The sequence below is a fragment of the Chryseolinea lacunae genome (genome assembly GCF_016735595.1).
In the GTDB taxonomy this organism is placed as follows: Bacteria; Bacteroidota; Bacteroidia; order Cytophagales; family Cyclobacteriaceae; genus Chryseolinea; species Chryseolinea lacunae.
The window spans coordinates 569,190-581,285 of sequence record NZ_JAERRB010000004.1; the positions used below are offsets into that span (position 1 = coordinate 569,190).

The following is a 12,096-nucleotide window of genomic DNA, read 5'->3' on the forward strand; positions in this document are numbered from 1 at the left end:
GGTTCAAAGGAAGACGCAATTTATAGGCAGGCGCGCACAGTAACAAAAATTTCAACGGGTCATTCGTCAAATTCATGGTTACAATCACCGCAACGAAAGACTTTTTCATGCGGGAAGAAGATGCCAAAGAAAACCACGTTGAGCAGGGATGTTATCTTCATGTTAAACCGGTTCGGAAAATCGCGCACCACATTCTTCGAGAAACATTGCGGGCAGGTGTTGCCCGTGTCGTCAACCATAAGGTTCTGTTCTTCCAGCAACTGCCCGGCACGTTCGGCATCGTGGGCAAACAAATGCAGGCGCACGTGTATGATCATCATGCTGTGTGCTCCAGGGTAGAGGTTGGCCATGTTCTCCTCGGTGAGAAAACACGCAATGCCATAGGCATCGAGCTTTGCTTTCGCGATGTTGGCCTCAATGGCGTTGTCGAACTGCCGGAACGCGATGATGGTTTCAGGGCCGGACATGGTTCAGTTTTATAAGGTTCACAAGATAGACTCCGCCAGGGGAAAGGGTGAGCGTGCGTGCAGTTGACCCATCCTCACCTCTAAACGTGCGGTAGTTGCCTTTGTTCAGAAAAATTGCTATTGGCCTGCCCATCCTAAATCCACATCTTTGCATTAGGAAAGATAACGAAAAGACAAAGATGAAACGATTGATTGTTGACATGGACGATGTGATGGCCGATGCCACCGGGCAGATTTTGAACTACTACCACCAGGAATTCGGCGTGCGCATTCCCCGCGAAGCACTAAACGACAAAGACGAACTCCAGGGCTTCCCCGACAACCACGACAAGATTCAGCAGTTTCTGTTCCAGGAAAACTTCTTCCGCACCATGACGCCCCACGTCGACAGCCGCGAGGTAATGGCCGAGCTTAATAAAAAATACGACCTGTTCATTGTCTCCGCCGCCATGCAGTTTCCGCAGTCGCTGCCCGAAAAGCTGGCGTGGCTCAACGAACATTTCTCATTTCTTGATTGGAAGCAGATCGTATTCTGCGGAAGCAAAGCCGTGGTGCACGGCGACTACATGATAGACGACCTGCCCCACAACCTCGAACGGTTCAATGGAGAAAAACTCATCTACACCGCCCCGCACAACACCCACATCAATCGCTTCAGCCGGGTGAACAGCTGGAAAGAAGTGGGCGACAGGCTTCTGTAGAAATCTTAGATTAGAAAGGAAGGTTATTCGTGGATATCTCAATCCAGCCTCACCGAAGTCATAGACAGCGAACCCATAATGGTCTTGTCGTTGAAGAACGACAGCGAATCGTTTTTGTCTTTCACACCCAGCGTGTAGAGCAACGGTAAGTAGTGCTCGGGCGTGGGAATGGATAACGCCGCCGCAGGACCCAGATTCTGAAATTGAATGAGGGCCTGGTGGTCGTTGGCCGTAATCAATGTTTTGAACTTCTCGTTCATTTCATCGGCCCACGCAAAGCCACCGTCGGGATTGTTCCAGTCGATGGCGCGCAGGTTGTGCACCATATTGCCACTGCCGATGATGAGCACACCTTTTGTGCGCAGCGCAGCGAGTTCGGCCGCCAGCTCGTAGTGATACTGTGGCTTCTGCCGGATGTCGATGCTCAACTGCAGCACCGGTATGTTCGCGTCGGGATACATGTTTTTCACCACCGACCATGTGCCGTGGTCAAGCCCCCAGTCGTGATCGAGATGAACTTTTGTTTTTTGAATGAGCTGCGCGGTTTGGCGGGCCAGTTCAGGATGACCGGGTGCAGGATATTGCACATCAAACAACGCTTGCGGAAAACCGCCAAAGTCGTGAATGGTTTGAGGCTGTTGCATGGCCGTGATGGCCGTGCCGTTGGTGAGCCAGTGTGCCGAAATGACCAGCACCGCCGTGGGCAACGGAATTTCTTTTCCCATCGCCGCCCAGCGTTGGCTGAAGACGTTGTCTTCGATGCCGTTCATGGGGCTGCCATGGCCAATAAACAGTGCAGGCGTCTTGCGACTTTGGGTCGAGAGACTGTCACCGAAATTTTTGAGATCTTTTAACGTGTTCATAGCCGGAATGCTAAAGAGAGAAGATAGAAGAAATTCAGCTCTGTTCATGCCAACGTGTTTGTCAAATCTTTCCGGGCCGTTTCAAAAAACATCACATCAACAAGCTCCACCCTTCGTAAAACCCCTCTCACCATGAAGGGGGAGATTGTATGATGCAATTTTTTTGATACAGGTTGTTGCTTATGCTTTCACAAACTCGGCAAGCACTTCAATCTTCACATCGTCGCCCACCACAATGCCACCGGTTTCGGTGAGTGCACTCCAGTTGAGACCAAATTCTTTGCGATTGATTTTGCCGGTGATTTCGAAGGCCGCCACATCGTAGCTTCCGCCAAAGCCTTTCACAGTGCCGTTATATTCCACAGCCAACGAAACTTCTTTCGTGGTGCCGCGCACGGTCAGGTCGCCGCTCAGTTCATATTCGTTGCCCGATTTTTTGCGGAACGATTTCGATGTGAAGGTGATGGCAGGGTGATTTGCCGCATCAAAGAAGTCGGCAGATTTCAAGTGGCCGTCGCGTTGTGCGTTCTTGGTGTCGAGGCTGTCAACAACGGCTTCGAATGTAATTTTTGCATCCGAAAAATCTTCTTTGCTGCTGTCCACGGTGGCCGAATAGGTGTTGAAGTTTCCTGCGATGGTAGATACCACTAAGTGTTTCACTTTGAATTTCACTTCCGAGTGGTTGGGGTCAAGTTTCCAGGTTGCCATAATACTGTTTGTTAAAATGTTTGTTTCGTTTTTGTTTTCCTGTCTATTGTCTTAGCGACAGTTGTATATACAACAAATGTAGACCCTGGAAGTTCACAACACATCGAAATATTTAAATATTTTTTGATTAATGCGTTTTTTGGGGTTCTGAGGCCATTTTTTCTATCTTTCAGTCACGTTCGCCCCGCGGCTTCCGTGTTGTCTCTGACCCTCTTTTCCAACTCACCTATGCGCCACCCTCTTGCCCTTCTCTTATTAATAGTGTGTTTGCCCTGGGGCGCCAACCGGGCCACGGGGCAGCCGCTCAGCCAAATCCAGCAAAAGGCCCTGAATGCCTATGTGGACTATGCCAACCAATCGGCCGAAGAAGTGACGGCTGTGGTGAAAAGCCTCATGAACTACTATCCCGACCTGCACCGCACCAAACGCTACACGAATCCGCGCTATGTGTGCCCCGTGCAACTCGAAGACTATTACCTCAACACCGCCCTCGCGCAAGCCAAAGCGCTTCCCCCCAGCCACGCCCAGGCGATCGCCGCCAAGCTGACAGCCCTGCGCACCGCCGCCGAAAAAATTGACGAGCAATGCAAAGCGCTCGACACCTATCACAAACTCGAAGACTATAAACAAGACAACTTTGCGAAAGCCGACCAGATCATCGTGGCCGTGCAGGAGTTGGTTGGAGACTATGCGCAAAAGCAACAAGACCTGGCCACAGCGCTGGAGACCGCGTTCAAAAAAATGAATCCCTACGTGGCCACCAACGCCTATCACAAAACCGACGCCATGATGCGGCAAGAGATTGTCCGCGAGAAAGCCTTTCTCGACGCGTGGACGTTCAACCTCAACGAATCGGTGCACACCGGCTGGCCGGTAGATAAATTGGAGAAGAGCATTGTAGAGACCGACGCCCAACTGAAAGCGTTCGCGGCCTACAAGCCGTTTCTGAAATATCCGGCCTCCAGCATGTATCCATCCTTTCAGGAAGCCATGGGCAACATGCTCGAAGTGAAACGCAATGGCCTCGATGGCTACAACTTCGACGCAAAAAAATCGGACACACACAGCAACCAGGTTTACCTCGACCTCATCAACTACTACAACGGGGTGCTGGTGTCGGACTATAACACCTACGTGGATTTTGCGCAAGGCAACTACAGTGGGTTAAAGACCATAAAATACGTCGTACGGTTTGGCATCCGCCTCGAGCCGAAGTCAGACGGTGTGAGTGTGAAACCGTTCAACGACATCAAGCATGCAGCCGTGGCGCCGCTCAAACAAAAGACGGCCATTTCCAAAACAGCATTCGACGCACTCAACAACTACATCGACTTCATCAATGAAGGCGAACGCCAGCTGCGCTACCTGCACGACGTGTGGCGAAACGCAAACTCCGATGCAGCCTACTACGAAACCATCGAAACCTTTACCGGACGCGGCGGCATGACGTTCGACTATAAGAATTTTGAAGTGCCGCTGTCCCTCTTTCAAAAAACAGTATCCGACAGTGAGGCACTGCCCTCCACCCTGGCCAGATCACTCAACGATCAGGCCGAAGTGTTGCTCAGCATTTTGAAAGAGATGGACCAGCAAAGCGCGTCGCTGCAGGTTGAGGTAACGGAGAAGCGCTATGAACAGGATCATCTGAAAAATGTGTTCGCCATACTCGACCGGAACAAGGTGCTCTACGACGTGTTCGATGCAAAAAAGGAACAGCTTTATAACGATGTGCGCACCGTCTACGAAGCCTATCCGCCTGTGAATGCAGCATCGTCGTGGTATGTGTCGGGCAGTGCCTTGCAGACCCTGGTAGACTACGACCACGAAGAGTTGTTCAAAGCCAGGGCGCGCTACCGGGGCGACACAAGCGTGCAGATTTCAACCGCTAAAATTGATCAGCAACTTCGCGAGGTGCTGGCAAAGGAATATGCCAACATGAAGGGCATCGAGAAAATAGGACGCAACAATGGCAATTGCCCCTACACACCCTACGAAGATCTGCCCAAGTCGTCGAAAGCCCTGAGCGAACGCCTCGCCAAATTCAAACCCGTCACGTCCGATCGCAACAGCGAACATCCCTATCATGAAATGGTCTATCACTACAACGACGTGGTAGACTACCTCAATAAGTTCGCCACGCTATCAAAAGAAGTTCTCCTGCTCAAGACCGTGAAGCAGCCGGAGTTTTTTGACGTGAAGCACAGCGAGAAAAAAGCAACCCCCAACACACCGAAGACCGACACCCCCGTGGCCAAGCCGGCGAATCAAGGCGGCGCTGCCACGGTGCCGGTCACCAGCCCGGCCGTGGCCACACAGGCAAGCCCGCCGCCACAACGCCCCGCCACAAAACCCGCAGCCCAAACCAAAGTGTTGCACGACACGGTCTATATCGAAAAACGCGACACCGTCTATCTCGGCGCGCCGGGCGAGAACCTTCGTTCCATGGAAGGTTATGCGAGCAACAACATGGTGTTGTTGCTCGATGTGTCGGGTTCCATGAACTCGCCTGAGAAACTTCCGCTGCTTAAAACGTCGGTGCTCAACCTGCTGTCCATGATGCGCCAGGAAGACGAAGTGTCGATCATCGCCTTTTCGGGCAAGCCCAAGGTGTTGCTCGAAGGAGCATCGTTCAAAGAAGGAGAGAAGATTGAAAAGGCCATCCAGGATCTGAAGTCGTCGGGCAAAACCGACGGCAACGCGGGCGTGAAGCTGGCCTACAAAGTGGCCGATGCCAACTACATCCGCGGCGGCAACAACCGCATCATCCTGGCCACCGATGGCGAGTTTGCTCTCAGTGAAGAAATACAACAGCTCATCGACAAGTTTTCGCGCGAAGATATTTTTCTTTCCGTGTTCAACTTCGGCAAAGGCATGGGCACATCGAAGAGCCTCGAAAAACTGGCCGGCATGGGCAAGGGCAACTATGAATACATCTCCAAAGAAAACGTGGACTATAAACTGATCCGCGAAGCCAAAGCCAAACGCAAGAAATGAGGCGTAGCAACTGCCGGATGCGGTTTCCGCGCTTGACTCAGGCTGGTGTGCCGGCATGGCCGGCCTGAAGAAGGGGGAGCCCAAAAGAATTTTTACAAACCTTTGTAACATCCCTCCGGGGGTGCCGTCTTGTATTTGAATTTAGCCGAATGAATATCGAATCCTTTCAGAACCGGGTATTGCCAGCGAAAAACAAGCTTTTTCGATTTGCCCTCCGATTCCTGGGCAACGAAGAAGAAGCCAAGGACGTGGTGCAGGAAGTGTTTATCCGGGTGTGGAACGGACGGGAGCAGATGAACGAGGTGCAGAACTGGGAAGCGTGGTGCATGCGCATCACCAAAAATCTCTCCCTCGACCGCATCCGCACCCTGTCGCGAAAACAAACCCACCCGCTGGAAGATGGCTACGACATTCGGCAGGAAAGCTTGTCGCCTCATGAATCAACCGAAATACAGGAGAGCATGAACCGCATTGGCCAATATATCGCCGCCCTGCCCGAAAAGCAGCGCCAGGTAATGCACCTCCGCGATGTGGAGGGGTATAGCTACAACGAGATCTGCGAGATCTTGGAACTCGACATGAACCAGGTGAAAGTGAACCTGTTTAGAGCACGCCAAGCCGTGCGTGAAAAATTGATGAAGATAAACGCGTATGGACTCTAAGAACATAGAAGCCCTGTTGAACAAGTACTGGAACTGCGAGACCACGCTCGAAGAAGAGCAGCAGTTGCGCGACTTTTTCCGCAATGGCAACGTGCCGGAACAGTGGAAAGAAACCGCCGCCATGTTCCGCTACTTTGAAGAGAACAAAAAAAAATCTCTTAACGACGTGGCGTTCGACCACCACATCGTGGCCCGCATGCAACCGGCCACCAAAGGCAAAACGGCCCGCCTGTTCTACAACACCATGCGCATCGCCGCGGGTGTCACCGTGCTGCTCACGGCCACGTGGTTTATCCGCCGCGAAGTGCGCAAAGACATTCCACAGGAGGTGGTAGACACTTACGACGATCCGAAGCTGGCCTTCGAAGAAACCAAGAAGGCCCTCATGATGATCTCCAAAGGATTTGGCACCGCCGAGTCGCAAGCCAAAAAGATCAACATGTTCAACGAAGCACAGGAAGAAATTCAACGCAAAAAAGACACGAAGCTATAGCGCAGGGCCCTGCGCGGTGGCGTCGCGAGTGAATAGAGAGTACAAGAAAAAAGTGAAACAGAGTTTTTAACAAGTCAGGAAACGAAGAAAATTTTAAGTCTATGAAAAAGATAATAGCAGTAGTGATCGTGATGGTAGTGGCGCAGGGAGCTTTTGCACAAGATGCCATTTCGAAATTTTTCACCAAATACCAGTCCGACGAATCGTTCAGCCAGGTCACGGTGTCGAGCAAAATGTTCAGCTTGTTCACCAACATGGATGCAGACACCCCCGAAGACAAAGAAGTGCTCAACGCCATCAGCAAACTGAAAGGCCTCCGCATCCTGGGCAAACAAGATGCACGCAACGCCCGCGAGCTCTACAAGGAAGCGTTCACCCTCATTCCCATGAAAGATTATGAAGAGTTGTTGTCGGTGCGCGACAAAGACAAGGACATGAAATTCCTGATCAAGGAATCGGGTGGAAAAATTTCGGAGCTCATCATGATCATGGGCGGCACCAACGACTTTATGGTGATGAGCCTCTTTGGCGAAATCGACCTGAAACAAGTGTCGCACATCGGCAAGAAGATGAACGTGGACGGGTTGGAGAAGCTTGAGAAAATGAACAAGCCCGAAAAAACGGATAAGAAAACAAACGAATAAAAATTCATACCCGGGCGTGGCGCATCCACGCAACGCCCGGGCCATGAAACGCGTCTGTCTGGTAACGTACTAAACCCCTTTCGTTATGAAAACCCTTATCGCGTCTTTCCTCCTCGTCACAGTCCTTTCCGCCACTGCCGTGGCTCAAAGCAAAAGCTTTATCTCGTTCAAAGAAAAATTCATAGGCCTCGAAGATGTACACCACCTGAGCCTCAACGGATTTTTTGCACGCACCATTTTCAAGATGGTGGCCGAAGACGATCTGAACCACGCTGTGAAAGCCATCAAAAACATTCGCCTCGTAACGGTGCCCAAAGCGGCCTTCCAAAAACAAAACGTTTCGGTGCCCGGCTTCAAAAATGTGTTGCATGGCGACGCGTTCGAAGAACTGGCCCACGTGAAAGAAAACGGCGACGACATCACACTCTACATGCAGTCAACCCAGAAGAACGACAACCGTTATATGGTATTAGTGGAAGAAGAATATGTCGTCACCCTCATCGAATTCAGAGGCAAGGTAGACCCAGACTTCCTGATCAAGAACCGGCCCATGTCTTATAACAAAAGTTAACCTTATCTCACCCCGCTATGAAGTCTATTGTACGTGCTATTATCCTTGTTCTCTTCGTCTCGCTGTCGGCCCACGCGCAATCCAAAACCACCGAAGCGCTTCACAAACAAAATCATGAAGCCCTCGCGTTGTTTTTCTATAACAACACGTTGCGCATGATCAACCAAACAGACAACAAAGAGTTTGACGAACTCATCAAGAACATCGAGAAGCTCAAGTTTCTCATGATCGATAAGAAGGCAAACTTCGGCACAACACAATACAAGAAGCTGGTGTCGGGCTATAAGTCCGAGGCCTACGAAGAAATTATGAGCAGCCGCCACCAGGGCAAAAACTTCGACGTGTTCCTCAAAGAAACCGGCGGCAAAACACAAGGCATGGTCGTGGCCGTAAACGACTCTTCAAACCTCTATGTGCTGGACATTGTGGGCGGCATCGCCCTCGACAAAGTGACAAGCCTGTTCAAAGAAATTGATCAAAGCTCTGAAATCGGAAAGAAGATAAAGGAGTTCACCAAAAAGGATTGATATCTTTATGTAATCCTGAACCTTCATCGCCGACTCATCTTTTATCAAACGACATCACGCTTGGAAACAGTTCTCTCCATTAAAGGTCTCACAAAAAATTTTGGACGCCTCTGCGCCGTCAACCAGATGAATCTGGAAGTGAAGCAAGGACAGGTGTTTGGCATGCTGGGCCCCAACGGCAGCGGCAAAACAACCACCCTGGGCATGCTCATGGGCGTGGTCAATCCCACTGCCGGCGAGTTCTCATGGTTTGGCGAAGCGCCCACCAGCGGCATACGCAAAAAAATCGGTGCCGTGCTGGAGCACCCGATATTCTATCCCTACCTGAGCGGCCAAAAAAACCTGGAGCTCAACGCTATGATCAAAGAGTGCCCGGCCAGCAACATCGCCAACGTGCTGGACCTGGTTGAACTCACCGCCCGCAGAGACGACAAATACAAAACCTATTCACTGGGCATGAAGCAACGCCTGGCCATCGCGTCGGCTTTGCTCAACGAACCCACTGTGCTCATACTCGACGAGCCCACCAACGGCCTCGACCCCATGGGCATCGCCGAAATACGCGAGCTCATCAAAAAGATCGCCGCCAACGGAAAAACCATCATCCTCGCCAGTCACTTGCTCGACGAAGTGCAGAAAGTGTGCACACACTTTGCCGTACTCAAAAAAGGAAACCTTGTGCACACCGGCCCGGTGGACGATGTGGGCAAAGGTGCCGAAACTGTTGAAGTGCAGGCAGACGTGCCCAACCTCAGCGACATGCTGTTGGATTTTTCCGGCACCGCGTCGGTAAATCGCGAGAACGGCTATTTCCAGGTAACGCTGCGCGACGACTTCCACAGCAAAGACCTCAACCGCTTTTTGTTCGACAAGGGCGTGGTGGCAAACCACCTCGTCACCAAAAAGAAAAGCCTCGAGAAAATGTTTTTGGAAATATTGTCAGAAGCCCATTAAGCCGACCCCATGCTTTTACACCTGCTCAAGATAGACCTCAAGAAGCTCACCAGCTATCGCACCTTTTGGGTGGTGTGTGGGCTCTATTTCATCACCATCGGTTTCTCCACCGCCAGCGGCATGGAGTTTTTGAAATGGCTAGCCAGCCTCATCGACAACTTCGGCCAGAAAATAAACATCGAGCGCATCCCCCTCTATCACTTCCCCGACGTGTGGCTCAACCTGGTGTGGTGGAGCGGCTTCTTCAAAGTGCTGGTCGGCATCATGGTGGTCATCTCCATATCAAATGAATATACCTATCGCACGCTGCGCCAGAACATCATCGACGGACTGAGCCGCTGGGAGTTTTTGTTATCAAAAATCCTCACCAATCTTTTGTTAAGCGTGCTCAGCGTGGTGCTCATCTTTTTCATCGCGCTCATAACCGGGTTCATCTACACACCGGAAATAAACTGGAGCTACGTTTTCACCGACCTTGAATTTTATCCGGCCTATTTGCTGGAAGTGTTCTCTTATTTGTCGTTCGCCCTCATGCTGGGCATACTCGTGCAGCGCTCCGGCCTCACCATCATTCTGCTGCTGCTTGCACACCTGCTGGAGTTCATTATCAAAACCAACGTCGACAACTACGTGGAGTGGCTCATTCCCTATTTTCCCATGGAGTCTATCAGCGCGCTCATAAAAATGCCGCTCTATCGCTACGCCTTCCAACAGATCCAGGACTATGTGGACCCGCTTTCGGTGGTCATTGCCACAGCGTGGATGGTGGCGTTCAACTATATCAGCTACCTGAAACTGAAGCGGTCGGACCTCTAGAAACCACTCGTCGTTAATTTTGCAGCACCGCAAACGCGGTTGCGAAGGCCCTTCCCGCAAATAGTGTCCATCCAGACCCGTCGATGAGCGAAAGCTTTCGCCGATGAACGATCGGCTGCATAGCCGGTTGTGGGTTCCCTGTTGCGAAAAATGCAACTGCAGGTTACTTACCCGCCCCCTCCACCGATTCAACATGTCGATAAGCACTTCTTGCTTCGCGGTGGATTCACTCTCTTTACATCATGAAAAACAGAACGGCTATGAAAACAAAACTTTTGCTTTTACTAAGTCTTTCCGTCATGCTTTTTGCGTGCAGCACAGAAGCCGACCGAGACTCGCCGATGTGGGGTATAGATTTTTCAGACGCAAACACAGCGGGGTTTGCCATGGGTTCGGTCGACAAACAATTGGCCAACACCAAAGTCACTTACATTGCCAAATCGGGCACGCTCACGCCCGTGGGCGAGAGCCTCTACAAGTTGACGTTCGCTTTCGAAAGCGGCGACATCCTGGAGATCACCATCACCAAAAAAGTGCCGAGCTACAACTACAGTTTCCCCGGCGTGGAAACCGAAAACCAAATTGTGTCGGCACTCCTCAACGGCGAAACGCTGAGCCTGAAAGAAAGCACGCTCGCCATTCAACCACGGTCCGAAGAAAACAAACTTCTCACCATCACCACACTCCGCACCCTCAACGCCGGCGACCTGAACGGAACAATCGGCAGAGTGCCCTTGGTGAGATAAAAATTTCAAGTAGTAACCAATCCCACAAAGACTCCGACGTGTCGGGGTCTTTTTTTATGTTGACATCAGCCCAATATAGTTTCGTAAAATAAACATCACGTGGGCGTGCCCCTCCTGGCGTCGGGTCGGGCCGTCCGCTCCAAGTCCGCCCGCACACAACCCCACCGCACTTCGGGCTTTCTGCTACCGTCCCTCACGCGGCATCCTTGTCATCATAGGCATATCACATGCAGTGAAACGTAAGGGGGTTATTTTTTCATACAAAGCATATCTCTCGTCACGCATACATATGGAATCGAGGGAAATACCTATTTTAAAGTTTGTGAAACAAAGGAGAGGCATTATTGGAATATCATGTCAAATGGAGAGAAGTTGATGGAGCCATGAAAAGTATATTCTACGCCCTATTTATTCTAACCTGGATTGGCTGTCGGTCAGTAAGCGTAAGCCCAGGCGTTACTGATGACTGCAGAATTTTTGAAGGTGAATTTGACGTCGATGAATATACGACACCTCTCTCCATGAAGTCGCCATCACACGGGGCGTTTATAGCGAACACCGAAAACGGGGCTTTTTTTATTCAGTTTTACCTTGGCAGCGGTTCTTATCGTGCACTGGTTTTGGAAGATGAACATGATCAAATGGCCGTTATCGATTTAAAGACGGGTAAGAAGTCTCAGTTGTCCGAAATAACAACCAAACATGCTCATGAAGCACTGATCTCCATACAGGAAGGGTCTGTTCGGCAAATATGCTTTAACCCACCATCGGAAGGCTCCAGGTCCGTCTTCTTCGTTAAACGTCTAGGAAAAATCATATTCAAATGGGAAGCTCCGCAGCATGACTACTTACTCCTTAATGAAAATGAAAAGCCGAAGGTCATGAGTGCTTTGCAGGTAATAGACATAATGGTTAATAATGGTCGATGAGTTATCCGACCACCATGCAAA

At 50.8% G+C, this 12,096-nt stretch carries 14 protein-coding genes; 11 read left to right on the forward strand and 3 right to left on the reverse strand.

Features of this window, described 5'->3' with window-relative positions; translation table 11 throughout:
- Positions 1-59 precede the first annotated feature (59 nt).
- On the reverse strand, positions 60-467 hold the full coding sequence (locus JI741_RS15185; protein WP_202010939.1) for a putative signal transducing protein: 408 nt from the start codon (positions 465-467) through the stop codon (positions 60-62).
- A 179-nt stretch (positions 468-646) separates the two neighbouring features.
- On the opposite strand from JI741_RS15185, the gene JI741_RS15190 reads away from it, so the two are divergent.
- Positions 647-1,168 carry a 5' nucleotidase, NT5C type gene (locus tag JI741_RS15190; RefSeq protein ID WP_202010940.1) on the forward strand — a complete coding sequence of 174 codons (522 nt, stop codon included), beginning with the start codon at positions 647-649 and terminating at the stop codon, positions 1,166-1,168.
- 38 nt (positions 1,169-1,206) lie between these two features.
- Here JI741_RS15190 and ygiD read toward each other — a convergent pair whose 3' ends face one another.
- The gene (gene ygiD, locus JI741_RS15195) at positions 1,207-2,031 is read right to left on the reverse strand and encodes a 4,5-DOPA-extradiol-dioxygenase (RefSeq protein WP_202011085.1); all 825 of its coding nucleotides are present in this window, start codon (positions 2,029-2,031) and stop codon (positions 1,207-1,209) included.
- 180 nt (positions 2,032-2,211) lie between these two features.
- Entirely contained in the window at positions 2,212-2,739 is a 528-nt protein-coding gene (locus JI741_RS15200; protein WP_202010942.1) for a YceI family protein, read from the reverse strand.
- A gap of 228 nt (positions 2,740-2,967) precedes the next feature.
- Between JI741_RS15200 and JI741_RS15205 the strand changes: the two genes are divergently transcribed.
- The 10 genes from JI741_RS15205 (at position 2,968) to JI741_RS15250 (ending at position 12,075) form a co-directional block, all read left to right on the forward strand.
- Positions 2,968-5,733, forward strand: a complete 2,766-nt coding sequence (locus tag JI741_RS15205; protein WP_202010943.1) for a vWA domain-containing protein — start codon at positions 2,968-2,970, stop codon at positions 5,731-5,733.
- A gap of 149 nt (positions 5,734-5,882) precedes the next feature.
- Entirely contained in the window at positions 5,883-6,395 is a 513-nt protein-coding gene (locus tag JI741_RS15210; RefSeq protein WP_202010945.1) for a GFO_1088 family ECF-type sigma factor, read from the forward strand.
- Positions 6,385-6,888 (forward strand): PG0215 family putative anti-sigma factor, encoded by a 504-nt coding sequence (locus JI741_RS15215; protein ID WP_202010947.1) that lies wholly within the window; start codon positions 6,385-6,387, stop codon positions 6,886-6,888. The genes JI741_RS15210 and JI741_RS15215 overlap by 11 nt, the downstream gene beginning before the upstream one ends.
- 101 nt (positions 6,889-6,989) lie before the next feature.
- Positions 6,990-7,532: a DUF4252 domain-containing protein gene (locus JI741_RS15220; RefSeq protein WP_202010950.1), complete on the forward strand. Its 543-nt coding sequence runs from the start codon at positions 6,990-6,992 to the stop codon at positions 7,530-7,532.
- A gap of 85 nt (positions 7,533-7,617) precedes the next feature.
- On the forward strand, positions 7,618-8,103 hold the full coding sequence (locus JI741_RS15225; protein ID WP_202010951.1) for a DUF4252 domain-containing protein: 486 nt from the start codon (positions 7,618-7,620) through the stop codon (positions 8,101-8,103).
- A gap of 17 nt (positions 8,104-8,120) precedes the next feature.
- Entirely contained in the window at positions 8,121-8,630 is a 510-nt protein-coding gene (locus tag JI741_RS15230; RefSeq protein WP_202010954.1) for a DUF4252 domain-containing protein, read from the forward strand.
- A gap of 60 nt (positions 8,631-8,690) precedes the next feature.
- The gene (locus JI741_RS15235; RefSeq protein ID WP_202010961.1) at positions 8,691-9,584 is read left to right on the forward strand and encodes an ABC transporter ATP-binding protein; all 894 of its coding nucleotides are present in this window, start codon (positions 8,691-8,693) and stop codon (positions 9,582-9,584) included.
- A gap of 9 nt (positions 9,585-9,593) precedes the next feature.
- Positions 9,594-10,400 (forward strand): DUF2705 family protein, encoded by an 807-nt coding sequence (locus JI741_RS15240; protein ID WP_202010964.1) that lies wholly within the window; start codon positions 9,594-9,596, stop codon positions 10,398-10,400.
- 260 nt (positions 10,401-10,660) lie between these two features.
- The gene (locus tag JI741_RS15245) at positions 10,661-11,146 is read left to right on the forward strand and encodes a hypothetical protein (protein WP_202010966.1); all 486 of its coding nucleotides are present in this window, start codon (positions 10,661-10,663) and stop codon (positions 11,144-11,146) included.
- Between the two features lie 383 nt (positions 11,147-11,529).
- Positions 11,530-12,075: a hypothetical protein gene (locus JI741_RS15250; protein ID WP_202010968.1), complete on the forward strand. Its 546-nt coding sequence runs from the start codon at positions 11,530-11,532 to the stop codon at positions 12,073-12,075.
- Positions 12,076-12,096 lie beyond the last annotated feature (21 nt).